The 24660-nt window shown below is 63.8% G+C and carries 13 protein-coding genes and 1 pseudogene; 2 read left to right on the top strand and 12 right to left on the bottom strand.

Going from position 1 to position 24660, the window contains the following annotated elements; genetic code table 11:
* Position 1: 1 nt before the first annotated feature.
* Genes treY through treS form a run of 5 tightly spaced genes read right to left on the bottom strand, consistent with a single transcriptional unit; the run spans position 2 to position 12066 of the window.
* Positions 2-2791, bottom strand: coding sequence for a malto-oligosyltrehalose synthase (treY, locus tag ACVWVY_RS41970; protein WP_456631882.1), 2790 nt, complete (start codon positions 2789-2791; stop codon positions 2-4).
* Between the two features lie 4 nt (positions 2792-2795).
* Complete coding sequence (treZ, locus tag ACVWVY_RS41965) at positions 2796-4553, bottom strand: malto-oligosyltrehalose trehalohydrolase (protein ID WP_456631881.1); 1758 nt, start codon at positions 4551-4553, stop codon at positions 2796-2798.
* Complete coding sequence (gene glgX / locus ACVWVY_RS41960) at positions 4550-6625, bottom strand: glycogen debranching protein GlgX (RefSeq protein ID WP_456631880.1); 2076 nt, start codon at positions 6623-6625, stop codon at positions 4550-4552. Before glgX ends, treZ begins: the two co-directional genes overlap by 4 nt.
* Before the next feature lie 3 nt (positions 6626-6628).
* Positions 6629-8776, bottom strand: a complete 2148-nt coding sequence (gene glgB, locus ACVWVY_RS41955; RefSeq protein WP_456631879.1) for a 1,4-alpha-glucan branching protein GlgB — start codon at positions 8774-8776, stop codon at positions 6629-6631.
* Positions 8773-12066 carry a maltose alpha-D-glucosyltransferase gene (treS, locus tag ACVWVY_RS41950; protein WP_456632459.1) on the bottom strand — a complete coding sequence of 1098 codons (3294 nt, stop codon included), beginning with the start codon at positions 12064-12066 and terminating at the stop codon, positions 8773-8775. The genes glgB and treS overlap by 4 nt, the downstream gene beginning before the upstream one ends.
* Positions 12067-12363: 297 nt before the next feature.
* Between treS and malQ the strand changes: the two genes are divergently transcribed.
* Positions 12364-14313, top strand: coding sequence for a 4-alpha-glucanotransferase (gene malQ, locus ACVWVY_RS41945; protein WP_456631878.1), 1950 nt, complete (start codon positions 12364-12366; stop codon positions 14311-14313).
* Between the two features lie 17 nt (positions 14314-14330).
* Positions 14331-16130 carry a glycoside hydrolase family 15 protein gene (locus tag ACVWVY_RS41940; protein WP_456631877.1) on the top strand — a complete coding sequence of 600 codons (1800 nt, stop codon included), beginning with the start codon at positions 14331-14333 and terminating at the stop codon, positions 16128-16130.
* A gap of 425 nt (positions 16131-16555) precedes the next feature.
* Here the strand turns inward: ACVWVY_RS41940 and ACVWVY_RS41935 are convergent, their stop codons facing one another.
* The 7 genes and pseudogenes from ACVWVY_RS41935 to ACVWVY_RS41905 all read right to left on the bottom strand — a co-directional run.
* The gene (locus ACVWVY_RS41935; RefSeq protein ID WP_456631876.1) at positions 16556-17359 is read right to left on the bottom strand and encodes a Cof-type HAD-IIB family hydrolase; all 804 of its coding nucleotides are present in this window, start codon (positions 17357-17359) and stop codon (positions 16556-16558) included.
* Positions 17356-17844, bottom strand: coding sequence for a gluconokinase (locus tag ACVWVY_RS41930; protein ID WP_456632458.1), 489 nt, complete (start codon positions 17842-17844; stop codon positions 17356-17358). The genes ACVWVY_RS41935 and ACVWVY_RS41930 overlap by 4 nt, the downstream gene beginning before the upstream one ends.
* Before the next feature lie 22 nt (positions 17845-17866).
* A complete protein-coding gene (gene pgl / locus ACVWVY_RS41925) occupies positions 17867-18622 on the bottom strand; it encodes a 6-phosphogluconolactonase (protein WP_456631875.1) in 756 nt (251 codons plus the stop codon).
* Positions 18623-18625: 3 nt separating this feature from the next.
* The gene (zwf, locus tag ACVWVY_RS41920; RefSeq protein WP_456631874.1) at positions 18626-20137 is read right to left on the bottom strand and encodes a glucose-6-phosphate dehydrogenase; all 1512 of its coding nucleotides are present in this window, start codon (positions 20135-20137) and stop codon (positions 18626-18628) included.
* Positions 20138-20143: 6 nt separating this feature from the next.
* The gene (gene gnd / locus ACVWVY_RS41915; protein WP_456631873.1) at positions 20144-21139 is read right to left on the bottom strand and encodes a phosphogluconate dehydrogenase (NAD(+)-dependent, decarboxylating); all 996 of its coding nucleotides are present in this window, start codon (positions 21137-21139) and stop codon (positions 20144-20146) included.
* A 12-nt stretch (positions 21140-21151) separates the two neighbouring features.
* Positions 21152-23998, bottom strand: a complete 2847-nt coding sequence (locus ACVWVY_RS41910) for a bifunctional transaldolase/phosoglucose isomerase (protein ID WP_456631872.1) — start codon at positions 23996-23998, stop codon at positions 21152-21154.
* A 413-nt stretch (positions 23999-24411) separates the two neighbouring features.
* Positions 24412-24543 (bottom strand): annotated as a pseudogene (locus ACVWVY_RS41905) (DsrE family protein); the annotation flags it as partial.
* Positions 24544-24660 lie beyond the last annotated feature (117 nt).

Genomic DNA, 24660 nt, shown 5'->3' with positions numbered 1-24660 from the left:
CCTAGGCGCGCCCGCGCTTCCGTGCCGGCTTTGCTGCGCCATTGAATCTGGCTTTGAGCACGGCGACCGGCAGATGCGCCAGCACATCTGACAGCCGCAACTGCGTGGCGTCGGCGTCGGCAAAACCTTCGATCGTATAGCCGCCGACATCAAGCGCGGCGTCAAAACTCTCCGGCCCGGGCCAATGTCTGCCGCCGTCGGTCAGCGGTGCAAACCACCGCGCGACCACTGTTATCGCGGCCTCGCGGCCGCGCCGCCGGGCGAAGGCAATGAAATGGTCGCGGTGCGGCCCGCTCACTTCCAAAGGCGCGTAATCGCCGTCCGTGAATATGTCGGCGAGTTCAGTTCGAAGCTTGAGCAGATGCCGTGTCCAGGCAAGCTTCAGATGACCGCTCGGCCACTTCTCGACCAGCGGGTCCCAATCCGGCGTTTTCAGCGCGTCGAGCCGACCTGTGCGTTCGGCAAAGTCGACCGGCCGGCGGTTGTCGGGATCGACCAGTGAAAAATCCCAAAGCTCCGTGCCCTGATAAAAATCCGGCACGCCCGGCATCATCGCCTTCAGCGTGATCTGGCTGAGCGAATTCAGTGCGCCCAGCAGCGACAGCCGCTGCGCGAGCGCTTGCAGCGCGTTGAGGAATTCGCCCGAGAGCGAAGGATCGAGAATTTTTTCGATGAAACTCTTTACGCCGGCTTCATAGGCCACATGGGGATTGAGCCAGCTCGTTTCCTGCTTGCCCTCGCGTGCGGCCTTCAGTGCATATTCCTGCATCCGCTCCGCAAACGAAGCGTCGTCCGGCTGCCATGCTCCGACTAGCGCCTGATACAGCATGTATTCGAATGTCGCCGACGGCGCCCGCAAATCGCCATCGACGAGCAGATGCGGCGCGTTGAGCAGCTTCCATCGGGCTACCGCGCTGGTCCATTCGCCTGGCATTTCCGCCAGCGCCATGATGCGTGCGCGCGCATCCTCGCCGCGCTTGGTGTCATGCGTCGCAGTCGCGGTCATGCCATGCGGCCATTCCCTGGCGCGGGCCTGCATCGTCCCGTGAAAATCGTCGGCCGAAAGCGCTCTTGCGGCTGGATCGCCGCCGACCTCATTGAGGGCGAGCAGGCGGTGGTAGCGGTAGAACGTGGTGTCTTCCAGCGACTTCGCCATCATGGGGCCGGTGAACTGCTGCACCTTCAACGCGAAACGTCTGACGCGCGGCGCGCTGTGGTGCGCGCGCCCGGGTTTGATCAGGTCCATCGTCAAGGTGTCGCGGAGGAAGTCGAAAATGCCGTCGTCGGCGGCAAACCAGTCGCCGCGCGCTCGTTCGATCGTCCCTGATATCAACTGGCGGTCAAGCGCGGATGGGCCTGAGGATGTCAGGTAGGTGCGGTAGACCGGAAAGTGCAGCACGTAGAGTTCAAGCGCCTGCCGCAGGCTGTCGGCGGAATAGTCGCGGGTGGCGTAATGTCCGCTGGCGATCCGGGCCAAAAGGCGCGTCAGCACCGTGAATTCGCTGGTCAACAGCGTTTCCAGTACGCGGCGTTTTGCCTCCCGCAGGATCGGCTCGAGTCTTGGCGACTGGTTGCTGATCTGCCGCCAGATCTCGTCGAGCGGCTCCAGGCCGTTTCCGTCGGTCAGCACATGGGTGATTGCGTTCAGCCACTCATAACCGGTCGTGCCATGAACGCCTGCAAATGACGGCAGCTTTTCGTGCTCGCCGAGAATCTTCTCGACCACCACGTAGAAGGGCTGGGTTTGGCCGCCGTGCGCCTCCCGGACCAGCCGGCGCAGGCGCTGGAAATACTGCACGGGGTCGCGCAGGCCATCGATGTGGTCTAGCCGGATCCCGTGAAGCTTTCCCTCCGCAATCAGCCGTTTGACCAGCCGATGGATCGCCTCGAAGGTGCCGGCGTCTTCGACGCGCAAGCCCGCCAGCGTATTGATGTCGAAGAAGCGCCGGTAGTTGATGTCGCTGGAAGCGAGCCGCCAGTGACCGAGCTTGTAGTGCTGGCGTTCGAGCAGATGGTGCAGCGAAAGCGTCGGCGCGGTGCGATCCGGCCCGGCGCGATAGGCTTGCAGCCCTCGCGCGATCATGTCCGCCGCGCCGGAGACCGCTTTCAACTCGGCCTTGAAGCCAGGCGCTTCCTTGCGACTGGGACGGCGTGGCCCCTGGTGCCGCGAAGCCAGCGCAAGCATCGCCTTGCCGGGCGCGCTTTCCTCCGCGCCCGCCTCCTTGAGGACCATGCGCAGGATTTCGCCGTAACGCTCCGGCGCGATCGGCAAGCGATGCTCGAAGTACCACGCCGAAAAGCTGCCCTCGCTGGCGTCGTAGCGCAATTCGATCTCGCCGTTTTCGAGCGCCTGCCCGTAGGACGAGCCGATGATCGGCAGCAGCACGCCGCCGCGGGCGCGGTATGGCAACTGCTCCCAGTCGATGTCGAAGGAGGCCGCGTGCGGTGAGGCGGGACCCCACTCCAGCACGTCGAGCCACCATGGATTGTCGGCAAAATGCACGCCGACATGGTTCGGCACGAAGTCGAGGATCAGCCCGAGATCGTGTTGCCGCAGCACGGCGCTCAGCCGCTCGAAGCCGGCTTCGCCGCCGAGCTCCGGATTGAACTGGGCGTGGTCGGTGACGTCATAGCCATGCGTGCTGCCCTTGCGGGCGCGCATGAAGGGCGAGGCATAGAGGTGCGTGATGCCGAGCGCCTTCAGGTATGGCACCACGGCAGCGGCGGCATCGAAATCGAAATCCGCCGACAATTGCAGGCGGTAGGTCGCGATCGGGATCGCCGGGGGCATTTTCCTATCCGATGCGCCAGAGCACCGTCCATGGTGGGATATCGTCGCCCAACTCGCTGCCCCAGATCAGGGTTCCCGCGGGCCCACCGGGCGCATGGCCGACAATCTGGTCCGACAAGTTGGCGAGCAGGCGAAGCGATGCGCCATCGCCCATCCGCCAATCGGCCGTCAGGAAGCCATTGCCTGCCACCTGTGCCTTCCCGAAGGCGGCGCCGACCAGTCGGGGGACAATCTGTTGCTTCCGGGTTCGCAGCAGTTCTCGCACGAGCGTCAGGCGTTTTCGTCCCGCGGGCGCCTCGCGTTGGTCCCAGTCGAGCACCGCAGAGTCCCTGGTCGAAGCCGCAAGCGCGTCGGGGACCTCATCGCCATATTCCGCATAGGCCCAGGCCAGTTCAACGCGGCGGCCCTTGCGAACGGCATCGGCGAGATCGCCACCGAAGTCGCAGAAGAACGGGAAGGGGACGCTTGAGCCCCATTCCTCGCCCATGAACAGCATGGGAATGTGAGGTGCGATCAGCAGGATCTGAAGCGCCGCCTCGATCATCCGCGCGTCGGCATTGCCTTCGAGCCGGTCGCCCAACGCGCGGTTGCCGATCTGGTCGTGGTTCTGCAGGAAATTGATGAAGGCGACAGGCGCCAGATGTCCGCTCGGCTCGCCGCGCTTGCCGGCGCGAAACGCCGACGGCTCCCCTTGATAGATGAAGCCTGATGACAGGGAGCGGGCGATATCCGAGATCGGCGAACGCTGGTAGTCGACATAATAGCCCTGCTTCTCGCCGGTCATCAGCACGCGCCAGGCGTGATGATAGTCGTCGTTCCATTGCGCGCGATATTTTCCCTGCGGCGGATCCTGTGCAGCATCCAGAATGCTGGCGCGGTTGTCGCCGTTCTCCAGGACCAGATGTATGTGCCGGCCGGTTTCGGTGGCGAGCTTGCCGGCGGCGGCGCTGAGATCGTGCAGCAGCGACAGCCCGCCCGGCTCGACGATCGAGTTGACGGCATCGAGCCGCAGCCCGTCGAAGCGATAGTCGCGCAGCCAGGAGAGTGCGTTCTCGATCGCAAATGCGCGGACGTCTTGCACGCGATAATCGATCGCGCTGCCCCACGGCGTGTGCGCTTCCGTGAAGAAGGAAGGCGCATAGCGGCCGAGATAATTTCCTTCAGGGCCGAAATGGTTATAGACCACGTCGAGCATCACCATCAGCCCGCGCAGATGCGCTGCGTCGATCAGCGCCTTGAGATCTTCGGGCCGGCCATAGGCGCTGTCGGGCGCGTACCACAGCACGCCGTCATAGCCCCAGTTTCGGGAGCCTGCGAAGTCCGCCAGCGGCATCAATTCCAGCACGGTGATGCCGTTCTCGGCGAGATGATCGAGCCTGTCGATCATTGCGCGATAGCTGCCTTGTTTGGTGAATGTTCCGACATGGGCCTCGACGATCACGGCCTCCTGCCACGGCCGTCCGCGCCAGGTCGTAGCGCGCCACGGATAGGCCTGATGGTCGATCACTTCGCCGGGGCCAAAGACGTCATCGGGCTGAAACGCCGACGCCGGATCCGGCACGTCGATCTCATCGTCGATGCGGAATTTGTAGCGCGCGCCGGCCTTCACGCCGGCGATGTCGGCCGTAAACCAGCCGTCCTCGCCGCGCTTCAGCGCATGTGGCTTCTCCAGCAGCACGTCGACACGTTTCGCCGCCGGCGCCCACAGCCGAAACTGTACGCCGTCCGCGGTCAGCCTCGGGCCGAATTGCCGGCCGTTCATGCCGCGCCCGCAAAGGCAAGCACCGACCGCGGCGGCGCGCTGGTCTCGGCGCCCGAAGCTAGTCCGGTGGCGGTCTGCACGACCTCGGTCGTGTTCAGCACCTGCTGCCAGTTCTTGTAGTCGGACATCTGCGGCAATTTGAAAGCGATCTCTTCGGGGGCGGCGTTCAGCACGATAAAGATCGGTGCCTGCCCTTGTTCCATCGGCGCGAGCACATAGGCGAGGAATCGGCCTTCCGGAAAATTCCAGTCGGCTTCCTTCATTTCCTCGGCCGCAGGCGTCAGCCACAGCACGCCATAGGAGCCGTCCTTGCGCCGCCCATCGAGCCAGCGCTGACTGCCGAGCTGGGCGAAGCGCCGGCGCAGGGCCGTCATGTGGCCGACGAAATCGGTGAGGTCGTCGCCTTGTTTGCCGAGATTGTCCCAGCTCACCCAGCCGGTCTCGTTGTCCTGGCAATAGGCGTTGTTGTTGCCGTTCTGCGAATTGCCGACCTCGTCGCCGGCCAGCATCAGCGGGGTCCCTAGCGCGAGGAACAGGCAGGCGAGCTGGTTTTTGCGGAGCTGCCGGCGCAGCGCGACAATCGCGGCGTCGCTGGTTGGGCCTTCGTGGCCGCAATTGTTGCTGTGGTTGTCGTTGGAGCCGTCGCGATTGTCCTCGCCGTTGGCCTCGTTGTGCTTGTCGTTATAGCTGAACAGGTCGGCCAGCGTAAAACCATCATGCACGGTGATGTGATTGACGCTGGCGCGGGTCGCGCGGTTGTCATGATGAAACAGGTCGGATGAGGCGGTCATGCGGCGCGATACCTCGCCGATCAGGCTGCCTTCGCCGCTCCAGTAACGCCGCATCGCGCTGCGATAGCGGTCGTTCCATTCCGACCATTGCGAGGGATACGCACCGACCTGATAGCCGCCCATGCCGAGATCCCACGGTTCGGCGACGAGCTTCACGGTTGCCAGCACCGGGTCTTGCCGTACCGCAGTCAGGAATGAGGAATTGCGGTCGAAGCCGTTCGGCCCGCGCGCCAGCGTGGTGGCGAGGTCGAAGCGGAAGCCGTCGACGTGGCAGACCTCGACCCAGTAGCGCATCGAATCCATCACCATCTGCAGCACCCGCGGATGGGTGAGGTTGACCGAGCTGCCGCAGCCGGTGAAGTCGTCGTAGTAGCGCGGATTGTCCTTGCTGAGCCAGTAATAGGACGCGTTGTCGATGCCCCGGAACGATAGCGTCGGGCCGAGATGGTTGCCCTCGGCGGTGTGGTTATAGACCACGTCGAGCATCACCTCGATGCCGGCGTCGTGCAGCCGCGCCACCGTGGTGCGGAACGCGTCGAGCGCGTTGTCCTGCGCATAGCGCGGCTCCGGCGCGAAGAATGCCAGCGTGTTGTAGCCCCAGTAGTTGGCAAGCTTCCGCTCGACCAGCACGCGGTCGTCGATCAACCCGTGGATCGGCAGCAATTCGATGGTGGTGACGCCGAGCTTCTTGAGATGGTCGATCATCGCCGGCGAGCACAGCCCGCCATAGGTGCCGCGCCAGCCTGGTGCTACGTCGCCCCGCTTCTGCGTCAGACCCTTGACATGGGCCTCGTAGATGATGGTGTCTTCCCAGGCGATGTTCGGCCTTATCTCGCGGCGGCCCCAGTTGAAGGTCTCGTCGACCACGACCGCCTTCGGCATGCCGCGCGCATTGTCGCGGCGGTCGAAGGAAAGATCCTCGCGCGCGCTCCCCGTTCGATAGCCGAAATGCGCGTCGCTCCACACCAGCCGCCCGGCGAGCCGCTTGGCGTAGGGATCGAGCAGCAGCTTGTTGGCGTTGAAGCGGTGCCCGTGCTCGGGCGCATAGGGGCCGTGGACGCGATAGCCATAGAGCTGCCCGGGCGAGACGTCGTTGAGATAGCCGTGCCAGACGTCCTCGTTGCGTTCGGGCAGTTCGATCCGCTCGAGTTCGCGGCGGCCCTGGCCGTCGAACAGGCAAAGCTCGACCTTTTCGGCATTGGCCGAGAACAGCGCAAAGTTGGTGCCCCGTCCGTCCCAGCTTGCTCCGAGGCGGGCGGGGCTTCCCGCGGACAATCGCATGCGTCAGCTTTCCGGTACGAGAAAGATCGCGGCCAGCGGCGGGATGGTCAGGCTGAGCTCGGGGATGCTGCCTTCCAGGGTGCGGACTTCGCCGACATTGCCGACATTGCTGCCGCCATAATGCGCGGAGTCGGAATTGAGCGCTTCCTTCCACTTGCCGGCGAACGGCACCCGGATGCGGTAATTTTCGTAGACGTTCGGCGAGAAGTTCACGATTACGAGACAGCGCGCGCGTGCATCGAAGCCCTTGCGCAGCCAGGCAAAGAGGTTGTGGCCGGAATCATGGGTGATGACCCATTCAAATCCCGCCTGGTTGCAGTCCATCTCGTGCAGCGCAGGTACGCCGCGATAGAGCCGGTTGAGGTCGCGGATCAGGTTCTGAATGCCGGCGTGCCGCTGTTGCCCCAGCAGGTGCCAGTCGAGCGACTGATCGTGATTCCATTCGCGCTGCTGGCCGAATTCACAGCCCATGAACAAGAGCTTCTTGCCGGGATGGCCGAACATGAAACTGTAATAGGCGCGCAGGTTTGCAAACCGCTGCCACTCGTCGCCCGGCATGCGGCCGAGGATCGAGCGTTTGCCGTGCACGACCTCGTCATGCGACAGCGGCAGAATGAAATTCTCCGAAAACGCGTAATGCAGGCCGAACAGGATGTCGCCGTGATGGTGCTTCCGGTACACCGGATCCTTGCCGATATATTTCAGCGTGTCGTGCATCCAGCCCATGTTCCATTTGAAGCCGAAGCCGAGCCCGCCATACTCGACCGGCTGCGAGACCTGTGGCCATGCGGTTGATTCCTCCGCGGCCGTGGTCGCTTCCGGAAAATGCCCGAACAGTTCGATGTTGAAGCGGCGCAGGAATTCGATGGCTTCGAGGTTTTCCCGGCCGCCGTGCCGGTTCGGAATCCACTCGCCGGCGGGCCGGCTGTAGTCGAGATAGAGCATCGAGGCGACGGCATCGACACGCAGGCCGTCGACGCCGTAACGATCGAACCAGAACAGCGCGTTGGAAACCAGGAAATTGACCACTTCGGTGCGGCCGTAATTGTAGATCAGCGTGCCCCAGTCGAGGTGGCGACCCTGCAGGGGATTGGCGTGTTCGTAGAGCGCGGTGCCGTCGAAATAGCCGAGCCCATGCGGATCGTCGGGAAAATGCCCGGGCACCCAGTCGAGCCATACGCCGATCCCTTCGCGATGGCAGGCATCGACGAGGGCAGAAAAGTCTTCCGGCGTGCCGAACCGGCTGGTCGGCGCGTACAGGCCGGTCGGCTGATAGCCCCATGATCCGTCGAACGGATGCTCGCTGACGGGCAGAAACTCGAGATGGGTAAAGCCCATGTCCTTTGCATAGGCCGGAAGCTGTTCGGCGAGTTCGCGATAGCTCAGCCATTCATTGCCGTTCTTGCGCCGCCACGAACCGAGATGAACCTCATAGATCGAGATCGGCGCGCCCAGCGCGTTGATGCCCGCTGGCGCCGGTTGTGGGTGCGGGATTCTGCTTTGATCGACGACGATCGAAGCCGTCGAGGGCCTGATCTCCGCCGCAAAGGCTACCGGATCTGATTTCAGCGGCAGATGTTGGCCGTCGGGTCCGGTGATGTCGAACTTGTAGCGGTCGCCGGCGCGGGCATGCGGCACGAACAATTCCCAATAGCCGACGCCGCGCACCCGCATCGGATGACGCAGCGCATTCCAGAAATTGAAGTCGCCGACCACGCTGACGGCCTTGGCGTTCGGCGCCAGCACCACGAACGCCACGCCGTCGACGCCGTCGAGCGTTATCGGATGTGCGCCGAGCTTGTCGTAGATCCGCCGGTGAGTGCCTTCGCCCAGCAGATAGAGATCGAAGTCGCTGAGCACGGGCGGGAAGCGGTAGGGATCGTCGAGATCGACGACGTTTTCACCGAAGCGGGCGCGGAGCTGGTAGCGTTTGGAGCCGTTCGGCAGCGCGCCTGCGAACAGCCCGGCATCGTGAATTCGCTCAAGCGGCGCCGTCTCGCCGTGCTCGCCGATCGCCTCCACGTTGGAAGCTTCGGGGATGAAAGCGCGCACCACGCTGTGGCCGCCCTCGCTGTGCAAGCCGAGATAACGAAAAGGATCGGAATGCTTGCCTTCGATGATGGCATAGGCCTCGGCGGGTAGCTTGGTCATGAGGCCTCGAAGGATGGTTGCGACAACATTCGGATGATTCCGATTAACGGCACGCGCAGCCATTCCGGCCGGAATGACAATTCGTGTTCGATTTCGTTCAAGGCCTTCTCGAGCAGGAAGAAGGTCAGCAAGCCGTCTGCCGCATCGGGATCGGCGGGCCACAGCCGCTGATCGGTCATGGCTTCGTGGTAGGCGGCGAGAAATGCGGACGCCGCCCGGTCACGCCACTCGCCAAGCGCCGCGCCGAGCTTGCCGTGCTCATCGTGGGCTACTTTCAACGCCCGCTCAAGGGCTGCGGTTGCCGAATAATCGATCGATCGGACCATGCTGGCGATGTCGCGCGCCGCGGGCACCTTGCGCCGGCGTTCGGCGATACTGAGCCGTGGCGCGCCGTCGAAGTCGACGATGAAGATGTCGTCCTTGACGATCAGCAACTGAGTGAGATCGAGGTCGCCATGGCAGCGGATGTTGACGGCGTCGGCGTCGCGCGGCAGCAGCGTTTCGAGCAAATCCGGCAGGGCCGGCTGCAACGCCAGCACCTCGTCGGCCAGCGGGCGGTCGGCTTCCCTCAGCGTCTCGCGCCGCTGCCGGAGCGCATCGAAAACGCGGCCGGCGCACAGCATCAGATCGTCGATCCAGCGCTGCACGTCGTCGCTGCCGGCAGGCTCCGGCGCGAACTCGGCAAGCTCGTTGTTGCTGGCAAGCGCAACATGCAGCTCGGCCACGCGCCGCCCGGCCTGCGACATGTAACGCAGATAGGGAATCTCTTCCTCGCGCTCGCCGGGGTGGATGCTCGCCGCCAGCAGGCGCTGCTCCTCGACAAAGCGATCGAGATAGGACGCACTCACGGTCCAGAGGTCGCCCTGATTGGCGACGAAGGCGTGAACGACGCCGACCGCGCTCTTCTCGTTGCCCTCGACCAGTTCGGCGCTGCCGAGCAGCGCCGGCGTGTTGGCAAAATTGGCGACGTCGGTGAGGAAACGTCCCATCTCGATTTCGGGATTGGGACCGGGCTGAAGCGTCCGATAGATCTTGACGACATAGTCGTTGTCCACCAGGGCGGTGCTGCGAGGTTGCTCGGAGTCGACGATGCGGATGTGCTCGGGCTGCCGGATCGGCTTGTCGCTGAAGCGTTTGGTTGGCCGGAATTCGAGCCGCAAGCCCTGTTCGCTCTCGTCGAGCGTCAGCGATTGCTGCAGATTGCGCAACAATAGCGCGATGAAGATCTGGTCGGTGGCGACGTCGAGCAGGGTGCCTTCGCGGGCGCCTTGCCGAACCGCGGCCAGTGCATGCGGGTTGTAGCGCTCGCGATCGAAGCGCACCCATTCGATCTGCAGCGGCAGCACGTAGCGCGTGTTGACGCCGCGCTGTGTCGTCTCGAAGAGGGCGAGCCATGGCCGGTTGTCGCCGATGTCGCAGAATGGAATGGCCGAAGTCAGGGTCGGACGGATCGCCTTGGGCGATCGTTCCGGATACCAGCGGCTGCGCGCCAGATGCCCCGGAAGCACGTCGCGCTCGAACACGCCGCGCTCGCGCGCCAGCGACACCCATGTCGCGTTCAGCGGCACCACCAGCGTTTCGAACTCGGGCACCGCGCGCTGCGGCAGCGGCTCCGATTTGTCGCGCTCCTGCAGTTCGAACCAGTAGAAGCCATAAGGAGACAGCGTGATCATGTAGGGCAGTTCGCCGATCGGCGGGAAGCGGGTGCGGCCGAGCATTTCCAGCGGGATGCGGTCCTTGTAGGCGGAAAGGTCGAGTTCGGTCGCCTGCGCCGATCGCGACAGGTTGGCGACGCACAGGATAACTTCGCCCTGATACTGGCGTACATAGCACAGCACCGAGCGGTTCTCCGGGCGGATGAACGTCATGGTGCCGCGGCCGAACGCGAGCGTCGATTTGCGGACCGCGATCAGCCGCTTGGTGGCCGAGAGCAGCGAGGACAGGCTGCGCGACTGCGCCTCGACATTGACCGCCTCATAGCCATAGACCGGATCCATGATGGTCGGCGCGTACAGCCGCGCCGGGTCGGAGCGGGAGAAGCCGCCATTGCGGTCCGGCGTCCATTGCATGGGGGTGCGGACGCCGTTGCGGTCGCCGAGATAGATGTTGTCGCCCATGCCGATCTCGTCGCCGTAATAGATGATCGGCGTGCCCGGGAACGAGAACAGCAGCGAGTTCATCAATTCGATCTTGCGCCGGTCATTGTCCATCAGCGGCGCCAGCCGCCGGCGGATGCCGACATTGATGCGCGCCCGGGGATCGTTGGCGTAGGTCGACCACAGATAGTCGCGCTCGACGTCGGTGACCATTTCCAGCGTCAGCTCGTCGTGATTGCGCAGGAACAGCGCCCACTGGCAGTTGCCCGGGATATCCGGCGTCTGGCGCAGGATGTCGGTGATCGGGAAGCGGTCTTCCTGTGCGATCGCCATGTAGATGCGCGGCATCAGCGGGAAGTGATAGGCCATGTGGCATTCGTCGCCGCGGCCGAAATATTCCTGCACGTCCTCCGGCCATTGATTGGCCTCGGCCAGCAGCACCTTGCCTTTGGCGTAATTGTCGAGCTCGCGGCGCAGCCCTCGGATGATCTCATGCGTCTCGGGCAGGTTCTCGTTGTTGGTGCCATCGCGCTCGCAGAGATAGGGGATGGCGTCGAGGCGGAAGCCGTCGACGCCGGTGTCGAGCCAGCGCTTCATCACCTGCACCAGCGCGCTCACTACGCGCGGATTGTCGAAATTGAGGTCGGGCTGGTGCGAGAAGAAGCGATGCCAGTAGAACTGGCCGGCTTCCGGATCCCAGGTCCAGTTCGATTTCTCGGTATCGGTGAAGATGATCCGCGTGCCCGGATATTTCTGGTCGGTGTCGCTCCAGACATACCAGTTGCGGGCTGAGGAATTCGGGTCCGAGCGGCGGGCGCGCTTGAACCAGTCGTGCTGGTCGGAGGTGTGGTTGATGACGAGCTCGGTGATGACCCGCAATCCGCGCTTTTTGGCTTCCTGGATGAAGCGGCGGAAATCCTTCATCGTCCCGAAATCGGGATTGATGTCGCCGTAATCGGCGATGTCGTAGCCGTCGTCGCGCCCGGGGGAGGGGTAAAACGGCAACAGCCACAGCGTGGTGACGCCGAGATCCTGCAGATAGCCCAGTTTCTCGGTCAGCCCGGCAAAGTCGCCGATGCCGTCATTGTTGCTGTCGGCGAAGGCCTTGACGTGCAGCTGGTAGATGATCGCATCCTTGTACCAGAGCTCGTCGGTGACGGCCTCAATGGCTGGCACCCCCTTTGCTTCGCCCACAAGGCTGCCACCCGGATTGAGCGGATAGGCGCCGTCGATAGGAAGGGAGACGCCGGCGTTAGAGCTCTCGGCGGTTTGCGCTTTTTTGTTCACGGTGATGCCACTGCCATGGAAATGACGTGCCCGTTTCGTTTCAGAAACGGGAGACGTTTCGAACTGAGATAGAAAGCCGCTCGACTCGCTTTGGTTCCCTTGGAACCGTTGATGGGCCCGAGCGTTAGACACCCTCTATCTCCTTCCCTTAATTGGACAATTTCGCGACATCGGTTTGATGTTTGCGTGCAAAGTACGTGCCGAATGGACCTTTTTGCTCAAGCCAAGGCCCAGGGAATCCAGACCGAGTTCCTGGACGGCCAGGGTCACCGCCGTGTGACGGACGCGGCCGCGCTCAAAATCATCCTGGATGCCCTGCCGCCGCAGGCTCCGGGACCGCTGGTCGGCCAGCCGGTCGTGGTCCGCTCGGGCCGGCCGTCGCGAACCGAGCTCCCGGCTACAGCCAGGCTTCCGGTGGCGTGGAAAATCGTTGCGGACTCGGGGGTTATCGCCAAGGGCGAGAGCTCGGATCACGCCATCGACTGGCCCAGAGACCTGCCGCCTGGCGTCTACCGGCTTCAGGTGAGCGACGCCACGACCACAGAGGACGTGCCGCTGATTTCGGCGCCGGAACGGGCATTTGGTGGCGAGTTCGACCGCTGCTGGCTGCTCGCGGCCCAGCTTTACGGCGTCCGCTCCGCGCGCAACTGGGGCATGGGCGACTTCACCGATCTCGCCAGCCTGATCGAACTCGCCGATCATCTCGGTGCCGACGGCGTCGGCCTCAATCCGCTGCATGCCCTGTTCGACGATCGCCCGGGCGATTGCAGCCCCTATTCGCCGAACAGCCGGCTGTTTCTCAACGCGCTCTATATCGACGTTGAAAAGCTTCCCGAATTCCAGCCGGATTCCGAAACAAGCGAGGCGTTGGCGCTGGTGCGGGCAGGCGATGCCGTCGATTACGTCGGCGTCGCCGCCTTGAAGTGGCGGGGGCTTCGCACGGCCTTTGCTGCTTTCAAGACCAACGCCAAGCCGGGCCGCCAACAGGATTTTGACAAATTCCGCGCCGAGCGCGGCACCCTGCTGTCGCACTTTGCCTGCTTCGAGGTGCTCCGGCACAAATTTGGCAAGCCGTGGTGGGAATGGCCGGAAGATTGGCGGGTGCCGGACGATTCCAGATGCGCGGCCCTGCGCCAGGGCGCGGACGCCAGCGAGATCGAGTTCGTCGAATTCGTGCAATGGACTGCCGACCGGCAGTTGGGGGCCGCCGCCGATCTGGCGAAGCAACTCGGCATGAAGGTCGGGCTCTATCTCGACGTCGCGGTCGGCGTGCAGGCCGACGGCTTCGATGCCTGGAACGAGCAGGTCGCGATATCCCGCCATCTCGGCGTCGGCGCGCCGCCCGATCCGCTCAACACCGCCGGCCAGACCTGGGGCCTTGCCGGGTTCAATGCCGTTGGGCTCGAGCTTCAGTCCTTTGCGCCATACCGCGACATGCTGCGCGCCTCGATGCGCCACGCCGGCGCCATCCGGCTCGACCATGTGCTCGGGCTGAAGCGGCTCTATCTGGTGCCGCAAGGCTTCACCGCACGCGACGGCGTCTACGTCCAGATGCCGTTCGAGGCGCTGCTGGCGGTGACCGCGCAGGAAAGCATCGCTAACCGCTGCGTCGTGATTGGTGAAGACCTCGGCACCGTGCCGGAGGGCTTTCGCGACCAGATCGCCGATTGGGGCATCTGGTCGTATCTCGTGATGATGTTCGAGCGCGACGACGGCGGCTCGTTCCGCCATATCGACCACTACTTGACGAATGCGCTCGTCACGTTCAACACCCACGATCTCTCGACCTATGCCGGCTGGCGCTCGTTCGGCGATCTCAAGCTGAAGCGCTCGCTCGGCATCGATCCGGGCGAGACCGACGATGCGCGCTGGCGTGCGCTGGCGATGCTCGACGACGTGCTCCGTCATCACACCATCGACCGCAACGATCTCTATTCGGTGGCGAATTTTCTGGCGCGCACCAGGTCGCGGCTGCTCGCGATCTCGCTGGAGGATCTGCTCGGGGTGGTGGACCAGCCCAACATCCCCGGCACCGTCAACGAGCATCCGAACTGGCGGCGGCGGCTTCCGGTGCCGATCGAGGAAATGACATCCACAGTTGACGTCGCCGCGCTCAAGGCGGCAACCCATGAGCGGTCGCGCGCCGCGATCTGATCAGGCGGTGAAGCACCGTGCCGTGTCGTATCGAAGACTATGGGCTGATCGGAGACTGCGAAACCGCAGCGCTGGTCGGCCGGAACGGATCGATCGACTGGCTGTGCTGGCCGGCCTTCGATTCCGACGCCTGCTTTGCAGCCCTTCTCGGCAGCGAGAAGCACGGCCGCTGGCAGATCGCACCGGTGGGCGAGATTACCGGCACCTCGCGCCGCTATTGGGATGACACCCTGATCCTTCAGACCCGGTTCGAGACCGCTGGCGGTGCGGTCGACCTGATCGATTTCATGCCGCCGCGCGGCAACGCCTCCGATGTGGTGCGGCTGGTGCGCGGCGTTCGCGGCCGGGTCAGGATGCACATGCAACTGGTGATCCGTTTCGGCTTCGGCGTGGATATTCCCTGGGTCAAGAAAAGCGAGGATGGTTCGGCGCTGCTGGCGATCTGCGGGCAGGACATGACGGTGTTGCGGACGCCGGTCGAGACCCGCGGCGAGGACCTGACGACGGTCGCCGATTTCGAGGTAGGCGAGGGTGACACCGTCCCCTTCGTGCTCACCTACGGCCCTTCGCATCTGCCGGTGCCGAAGCCGATTAATCCTGCAGACGCCTTGCAGGACACCAAGGCGTTCTGGACCGAATGGTGCAGCCGCTGCACCTATGAAGGCGAATACCGCGACCTCGTGATGCGCTCGCTGATTACGCTGAAGGCGCAGACCTATGCGCCGACCGGCGGCATCGTTGCAGCTCCAACGACCTCACTGCCGGAAAAGCTCGGCGGCGACCGCAACTGGGATTATCGCTTCTGCTGGCTGCGCGACGCCACCTTCACACTGCTCGCGCTGATCAACTCGGGCTATACCGAGGAAGCTTCCGCCTGGCACCGCTGGCTGTTGCGGGCGGCGGCGGGTTCTCCGGCCAACATGCAGATCATGTACGGCATCATGGGCCAGCGGCGTCTCCTGGAATGGGAGGCTGCCTGGCTGCCCGGCTACGAAGGCGCGCAACCGGTGCGGGTCGGCAACGCCGCGCATGCACAACTGCAACTCGACGTCTACGGCGAACTGATCGACGCCTTCCATCAATGGCGCACGGCCAAGCTTGAACTGGATGCAAGCACCTGGGCGGTGGAATGCACGGTGCTCGAGCATCTTGCCGAGGAGTGGGACAAGCCCGATCACGGCATCTGGGAGATGCGCGGCGATGGCAAGCACTATGTCTCGTCGAAGGTGATGACCTGGGTCGCGTTCGACCGCGGCATCAAGAGCGCCGAGACGTTCGGCTTCAAGGCGCCGCTTGCGAAGTGGCGCGCGCTCCGCGAGAGCATTCACATCGATGTCTGCGCGCGGGGATTTGACCTCGAATTGAACTCGTTCGTCGAGTCCTACGGTTCGAAGATGCTCGATGCCAGCATCCTGCTGCTGCCGTCGGTCGGCTTCCTGCCGCCGGAAGACCCGCGCGTCCGCGGCACGCTCGCCGCGGTCGAACGGTATCTGATGCGCGACGGTTTTGTGCTGCGGCACGATCCCCGCGAATCGGAGCAGCAACCGGCCGAAGGCGCGTTTCTGGCCTGCACGCTATGGCTGGCGGACGCCTATGTGCTGGCGGGTGAACTCGCTCACGCGCAGGAGCTGTTTAGCCGCGTGGTCGCGGTTGCCAACGATCTCGGCCTGCTGGCCGAGGAGTATGATACGGCCGCCTGCCGCCAGACCGGCAATTTCCCGCAGGCGCTGACGCATATCGCGCTGATCAACACCGCGCATAATCTCTGCGCGGCGAAGACGCCGACCGAGAAGCCGGCGGTGCAGCGCTCGAAATAGCTCTCTGCGTCATTGCCTGCGACAAACGCGAAGCGTTTGCGCAAGGGTGCAAAGTTCGTAGGGTGGGCAAAGGAGCGACAGCGACGTGCCCACCATTTCACGCTCGCTCACGATGGTGGGCACGCTCCGCTTTGCCCACCCTACGGTCTTGCGTTACTTAACCGGCAAGTTGCGCGAGCCGGCACCCGTCTTCGCCGCGGCAGGCCCGGGCTGGGGTGAACCTGCCTTCATGGGAGGAGGCGGTCGGACACCGGCTCGCGCTTGCCGATCGTGGCGGCCAACAGAAGCGGATTTGCTGCGCAAAGACTTTGAGAACTCCTCGATTTATCCTTCACGCAGGCTTGATACGGCGGAGCATGGCGTTTTCGAGCGAAAGCCTGCCCCGGTCCCGATCCGGAGTGGATGCCGGTTCGCGTGAGGAACCCTTATCCGAGCCGCAGCACCGTCTCGATCGCGGCGGCAAACCCGTCGTGCTCGTTGCTGTCGGTCACATGCGTCGCGTGCCGCTTGATGTTGTCGGCGGCATTTCCCATCGCAAACGAGACGCCGCTTTTGGCAAACATCGGCAGGTCGTTCTCCATGTCGCCGATCGTCGCAATTGCGCCGCTCGGAATGCCCAGCCGCTTCGCAATGGCCTCCACGAAGGTGCCCTTGTCATGGCCGGGCGGGGTGATGTCGAGATAATAGGTTTGCGAACGGACGGCCGTGGCCTCATGCCCGACCGCCTGCTTCATCGCCACCTCGCAACGCTGCAGCAGTGCCGCGTCCGAACTGGCGCCGACGATCTTGCATGCCGCTCCGAGATGCGGCGTGAAATCCGCGATGATGGTCGGATCGGCCTTGATCGCGCGTTTCTCGTGCGGGACGTATTCGCCGTCGGGACTGCGCGTGTACCAGCGGTCGTTGGTGAAGAGCCAGATATCGACGCCGAACGCATTGAGTACGTCGAGGCTGCGTTGCGCTACCGCAGCGGCGATCAAGTGCTGCTCGATCGGCCTGAGCTTGTCGTCGACGATCGAGCTGCCGTTGAAGGCGCCGAGGGGAAGCGTGATCGAAAGCGGCTCGATCAGAAAGCCCATGCCGATGGTCGGTCGGCTGGAGACGATGGTAAAGCCGATGCCGGCCTCGTGCAGTTTCCGTACTGCCGCCTTGGCGCCATCGGTCAGGATTTTGTCCTTGGTCAGCAGCGTGCCGTCGACGTCGGAAACCACAAGCGAGATACGGGTCATTGCGCAACCAGGTTCAATTGACTGACGATGTCATCCACGATTCTCTCGACCGGCGCGTCGATCGATACAATGATCGGCCGCTCGTTCGTGCCCGGCCGCTCCAGCGTCTTGAACTGGCTGGCGAGCAGGCCCGGCGGCATGAAGTGCCCCTTGCGCGCCGCGAGCCGGGCGGCGATCAGATCCTGCGTTCCGTCGAGAAAGACGATGCGGACATCGTCGCGGCCGTGCACGAGGATGTCGCGATAGGCCCGCTTCAGCGCCGAGCAGGCGATGACGGCGCGCTCACCGGCGGCCGAGAGGCGGTCGATCTCGTCGGCAATCGCCTGCAGCCACGGCCAGCGGTCCTCGTCCGTCAGGGGATGGCCGGCGCTCATCTTCGCGACGTTGCTTGCCGGGTGAAACCTGTCGCCGTCCTCGTAGCGCCAGCCGAGTCGCCTGGCGAGATGATCGGAGATGGTGCTCTTGCCCGAGCCGGAGACGCCCATCACCACCAGCGCACAAGGAGTGTTACTGCCCACCAAAATTCTCCGGAATCGCGGCTCGGTCCACCAGCCAGACCGTCTCGCCGGTGGACCGCGCGCGGTTGGCGGGCAGGTTCTCGGCTGCGAAGAGCCGCGTCAAGATCGCACGCTTATCGATGCCTGCAACCTCGAACAGCATTTCGCGGCAGGAGGCGAGGGTGGGCAGCGTGAGGCTGATCCGCGGGACGAACGGCTCGATATTCGCTTTGGGCACGCCGACGACCCAGCGCGCGGTCTCGTCGAGCGCGGGATCGCCGGGAAACAACGACGCGGTGTGGCCGTCCGGACCGACGCCCATCAGCACGAGATCGAACAGCGGCCGGGCTTCATCGAGCGTGTCTGCCCCGTAAAACGACTTCAGTTCCTGTTCGTAAAGCGTGGCGCCCAGGTCAGGATCGGTGGGGTCGGCGGTCGCGGTCGGAATCGGATGGATGTTTGCCGGCGGTGCGCATCGGTCCAGGAAAGCCGTTCGCGCCATGCCCATGTTGTTGAGCGGGTCATCGGCCGGCACGAAGCGTTCGTCGCCGATGAACCAGTGCACGCGCTGCCACGGGATCCGGCTGCGATAGGCCTCGGTCGCAAGCAATTGGTAGAGCTGCTTCGGGCTCGATCCGCCGGTCAGGCAGATCGCCACGCGGCCGCTGTTGGCGGCTGTCGTGGCCAGCACATGTTCGGCGGCGGTGGCCGCCAGCGCCGCCGGATCGGCGACCGTGATCACACGGCGATTGTCGTTCGCGGCCATGGTTCACCCGAGCTTTCGCCAGCTTCGGCCGTCGCGTTCAAGCAAATCGTTGGCTTCCTCCGGTCCTTCGCTGCCCGGTTCGTAGACCTTCAACCCCTTGCCGCCTGCCTTCTTCCATGCATCGAGGAACGGCTGCACCGCCTGCCAGCCGGCCTCGACGCTGTCGGCACGCTGAAACAGGATGTTGTCGCCGATCATGCAGTCATAGATCAGCGTCTCGTAGCCCGTAGAAGGTTCGGCCTTGAAGTAATCCTTGTAGCGGAACTTCATCTCGACGCCGTCGATGTTGATGTTCGGCCCCGGCACCTTGGTGTTGAACTGCAGCGCGATGCCTTCGGTCGGCTCGGTCGAGATGATGAGGTAGTTCTGCGACAGCCGGTCCACCGGCGTGTCGCGGAACATCGCGAACGGCGCCTGCTTGAACTTGATGGCGATTTCGGTGCGCTTGACGCCGAGCGCCTTACCAGTGCGCAGGTAAAAGGGCACGCCGGCCCAGCGCCAGTTGTCGATGGTCAGCTTCAGCGCGGCATAGGTCTCGGTGGTGCTGGTGGGCGCGACGTCGGGGGTCTTGCGATAGTCGTCGATTTCGGTATCGCCAATCCTGCCGCCCCGGTATTGGCCGCGCACGGAATTTTGCAGCGCCTCTTGCTCGCTCTGGGGCTGGATTGCGGAAAGCACTTCGGCCTTTTCGGAGCGCACCGAATGGGCGTCGAACTTCACCGGCGGCTCCATTGTGACCAGCGACAGCAACTGGAACAGATGGTTCGGCACCATGTCGCGCAACGCGCCGGTCGCGTCGTAAAAGCTGCCGCGATGCCCGACGCCGAGTTTTTCATCGACGGTGATCTGGATATGGTCGATATGGTTACGGTTCCAGATCGGCTCGAACATGCCATTGGCGAAGCGCAACACCAGGATGTTCTGCACCGTCTCCTTGCCGAGGTAATGATCGATCCGATAGATCTGGTGCTCTTCGACCAGTTTGAGCAATTCACTGTTGAGCGCTTTTGCCGAAGCGAGGTCGGTGCCGAACGGCTTTTCCACCACCAGCCGCCGCCATGCCCCGTTCTCCGCCAGCATGCCGGTGCGGCCGAGTTCACGACTGATCGGCAGGAACGCGTCGGGCGGCGTCGCCAGATAGAACAGGCGGTTGCCGCCGGTGCCTCGCGTGGCTTCGAGTTCGTCGAGCTGTTTGCTCATGGTGTCGAATGATTCAGGCTCCCTCGGGTCGGCCTCGACGCAGGTCACGCATGCCAGGAGGCGCTGCGCGATCGCATCGTCCACGGCACGGGTCGCAAACTGCCGCAGACCTTTCATCAGGCTGTCGCGCAGTTTGTCGCTCGTCGTGCCCTTGCGGGCGACGCCGACCAGGCAGAACCGGTCCGGCAGGAGATCGCTGGCGGCAAGGTTATAGAGCGCAGGCACGACCAGCCGGTGCGCGAGGTCGCCGGTTACGCCGAAAATGACGAAGGAGCAGGGATCGGGTTTCTTCTGCGCTATCTGACCGACCGCCATGACTGCTCAGGCCTTCGCATCAGGTTTTTTCGGCGGCTCTCTGTGGCCGCCGAAACCGGCCCGCATCGCAGACAGGATCTTTTCCGCAAAGGTGTGATCCTTGCGCGAACGGAAGCGCGTGTAGAGCGCCGCCGTCAGCACTTCCGCCGGCACGGCTTCATCGATCGCGGCGTTGACGGTCCAGCGTCCCTCGCCGGAATCTTCCACAAAGCCCGAGTAATTATCGAGCGTCTGGTTTTCCGCGAGCGCGGAGGATGTGAGATCGAGCAGCCAGGACGGGATCACGCTGCCGCGCCGCCATACCTCGGCGATATCAGCGATGTTCATGTCGAAGCGATGCTCCGGCGGCAACGCGTCGATATTGGCGTTCTTCAGGATGTCAAAGCCCTCGGCATAGGCCTGCATCAGGCCGTATTCGATGCCGTTGTGGATCATCTTGACGAAGTGGCCGGCGCCGGACGGGCCGGCGTGGATGTAGCCCTGCTCGATGCGCGGGTCGCGGCCGTCACGCCCCGGCGTGCGCGGGATATCGCCGATCCCGGGCGCCAATGTCTTGAAGATCGGATCGAGCCGGTCGACCACCGGCTTGTCGCCGCCGATCATCATGCAATAGCCGCGCTCGATGCCCCAGACGCCGCCGCTGGTACCGACGTCGAGATAATGCAGGCCCTGTGCCTTCAGCGCTGCGCCGCGGCGGACGTCGTCCTGCCAGAACGTGTTGCCGCCGTCGATGATGACGTCGCCGGGCTGCATCAGCTTTGCCAATGCGTCGATGGTCGCTTCGGTAATCTTGCCGGCCGGCAGCATCACCCAGGCGGTGCGCGGCTTCTCCAGTTTCGCCACGAAATCTTCCAGCGTGTCGGCGCCGACGGCGCCTTCGCCGGCGAGGCCGGCCACCGCCTTCGCATCCTTGTCATAGACCACGGCGGTGTGGCCGTTCTTCATCAGCCGGCGGACGATATTGCCGCCCATCCGGCCGAGCCCGATCATGCCGAGTTGCATATTCTGACTTCCCTAGCTGAGCGCTTCCGCAATCGCGGCGTCGAGTGCAGACAATCCCGATCCGAGGTCACCCTTGAGGTGAACGCGCAGCGCGCGTCGCCCGCGTTCGGTGAGCACGTCGAAATCGCCGCGCGCCTGCGCCGCCTTGATGATGCCGAAACTCGCCTTCTGGCCGGGCACCGGCAAATCCTCGGCATCGTCGGCCGTGATCTGCAGGAACACGCCGCTGTCGGGCCCGCCTTTGTAGGCTTGTCCAGTGGAGTGCAGGAAGCGCGGGCCGAATTCGGCACAGGTTGCGACGTGACGCGTGTCGCGCACGGCAAGCCGCATCTTCTGCAGCGATCCGATCGTGCCGGGATCTCGCGCGATATAGGCGAGCAGGGCGACATAGTCGCCGTTCTCGGAACGCGAAAGATGCGCTTTGATCCACGAACCGAGCGTGCCGTCGGCGCCGGCCTTGCGCAGCTCGGCGGCGTTGTGCGCGTCGGTGTAGAGATCAGCCTCATCGGTCGAAATGACAGGCTTCTCCGCAGGCAGCGCGCCGGTCTTCTCGAACGCAGCCGTCAGTTCGCGGGTCTTGATCTTGGCTGCTTCCACGTCAGGCTGGTTGAACGGGTTGATGCCGAGGATCGCGCCGGCCACGGCGGTAGCCATCTCAAAGCGGAAAAATTCCTGGCCGATGTGGTCGATCGACTTCATGACGATGCGGACCACGGGATGCCCGGCCGCTTCGAGCGCTTTGAGCCGGTCATCATGCGAGGCGTCGTCCTCGCCTTCGGTTCGGATGTCGATGAAGAAGCGGTCGTTGCCGTAAAGCGAGGGATCGCCGAGCGGCTCGCCGTCGATCGGGATCAGACCCTTGCCGTCCTTGCCGGTGGATTCGGCAATCAATTGCTCGGCCCAGGCGCCGAAATCGGCGACCTTCTCCGACGAGGTAATCGTCACCTTGTCGCGGCCTTCGAGGCCGGCAAGTCCCATCGCGAGCCCAAGCTGTACGCCGGGATTTTCGTGCGGCGGCACGTCGGCGCCGCAAGAGCGCACCATCGCAAGCGCATGCGTGATCAGGCTGCGAACGTCGATGCCGGCGGCAGCTGCCGGCACCAGCCCGAACGGCGATAGCACGGAGTAGCGCCCGCCGATCGCGGGATCGCCATGGAAGATGCGGGCAAAGCCTTGGCTGATCGCGGTCTTCTCCAGCGACGAGCCGGGATCGGTGACGGCGATGAAGCGGTGCCCGGCCTTGTTCTTGCCGATGGTTTTGGCGACGCGATCGAAAAAATAATCCTTCATCACGTTCGGCTCGGTAGTGCCGCCCGATTTGCTGGAGACAATGAACAGCGTGTGGGCGAGATCGACCGTATCCTCCATCGCGCGCACCTGTGCGGGGTCGGTGGAATCGAGCACGTGCAGCTTCGGGAAACCGGATTTTTTGGCGAACGTTTCCGCCAGCACTTCCGGCCCGAGGCTCGATCCGCCCATGCCGAGCACGACCGCATCGCTGAAATTCTGCCCCTTCACGCGGCGGGCAAAATCCTCGTAGTCGGCGACGTCGGCGGCCGCGGGGCTGTTCAGCCAACCCAGCCATTTGTTCTCGTCGTCATCGGTCCAGACCGAGTTGTCCTTTTGCCACAGGCGGCGGATTGTCGCCGACGCGCGCCAATCCTCGGTGCTCTTCTCGACGGCCTTCCTGATGCCGTCGCCGAGCGCGAGTTGCTGCCGGTCGATGCCGCCGCTGAGCGAAGCCGCGCGCTTGCTCGCAACCGCGCCGTAGAGCTTGTCGGCGGCATCCGCAAACAGCTTGACGCCGTCCCTGACCAGTTCGGCCGTGATGGCATCGAGCGAGATGCCGGCCTTTTCGAGTTCTTCCAGCACGCGGCTTGCGTCCTCGATATTCTCCTCGAGGCTGTCGCGGGGTTTGCCATGGTCGCGGAATGCATCCAACGTTGCCGGCGGCACGGTGTTGACGGTGTTGGGCCCGATCAATTCCTCGACATACAGCACATCGCTGTAGTCCTTGTTCTTGGTGCCGGTGGATGCCCACAACAGCCGCTGCGGCTTTGCGCCCTTGGCCGCGAGCTTCTCCCAGCGGGGGCCGGCGAACAGCCGCTTGTAGTCCTGATAGGCGAGCTTGGCGTTGGCGATGGCGACCTTGCCCTTCAGCGCGCTCAGTCGCTCCTTCTCGCTTGGGTCATTGGCTCTTGCGATCTTGTCGTCGAGCTGCTTGTCGACCGCGGTATCGATGCGGCTGACGAAGAACGACGCAACGCTGGCGACAGGCGCGGGATCGCCGCCCTTGGCGACGTATTTTTCGAGGCCCGCGATGTAAGCCTCGGCTACCTCGCGATAGACCTCTTGCGAGAACAGCAGCGTGATGTTGATGCTGATGCCTTCGCCGATCAGATGTTCGATCGCGGGCAGCCCTTCCGGCGTGGCCGGCACCTTCACCATCAGGTTTTGCCGCTTGACGTCCTTCCAGAGCCGTTCGGCTTCCGCGATGGTTCCCTTGGTATCCATCGCCAGATAGGGCGAGACCTCGAGGCTGACGAAACCGTCGCTGCCATTCAAGTGGTCGTAAACCGGCCGCAGCACGTCGGCGGCGTTCTGGATGTCCTCGATCGCCACCGCCTCGAACAGGTCGGCGACGGGGCGGTCGCCAGCCTTTAGCGCATGACCGATCGCGCCGTCATACTCGTCCGAACTGCCAATCGCCTTTTCGAAGATCGAGGGGTTCGACGTCACGCCCTTGACGCCGTCGGTATCGATCAGCGCCTTGAGGTCGCCCTTGGCGACGAAGCCGCGGGCAAGGAAGTCCAGCCAGACCGCCTGGCCATGGTTTTCGAGTGCTTTGACGGGATTCATGGTGCCTGTTCTGTTCGGTCGGTTTTGGGTTTCCGGCACTTTCGGGGGCAGGGCCGGAAAGTCAACATTTGGTTGGGAATGCTGCTGGACGGAATGGGGCGGTCCGGGACGATAACGTCATGGGTGTCGGTTCGATCCCGAAAATGGCTGGTTCTGCCGGCCTCGATCCCAGCGGATCGGTCGAACCGGCTTCCCGAATTGTGACACCAATGGGCACAAGCACGAAGTCGTGAAGGAGGCCGTCATGCGCAGTTTTTCGTCGCCTGCCAGCCTCGTGCTTTTGTGTGCCCTGCGCGTTTGGCCAGACCACGGCTGAAGCGGCCGGCATCGGCGCGCGGAGCGGGCGAAAGTACGGCGACCAGATCGCCCAAATGAGCGGTTGACGTGGAAGCTTCACGTCCGTCGGTAACGTTTCAAGGTCGGAGGTAAAGATAACCCTGCGATTGCAGCTCGGCGATCCGCACCACGCCGCCGCGCTCGGCGGCAACAAAGCCCGGCAGCAAGTCCTTCAGCGTGACATGCTGCGACTTCATGGTGTTGCTGCAGACTGAGTTCGAGGCCGGCTGTTGCCCAGTGCGAAGCTGACCTTGTCGAGATCGGTGAGGTGATAGACCACTTTCAATTTCGCCGAAGGTGCGGCGTCGGTAGCCGCGCTGGCGTGG

Source organism: Bradyrhizobium sp. URHC0002, assembly GCF_054059515.1.
This window is presented reverse-complemented; position numbering and strand designations above follow the sequence as displayed.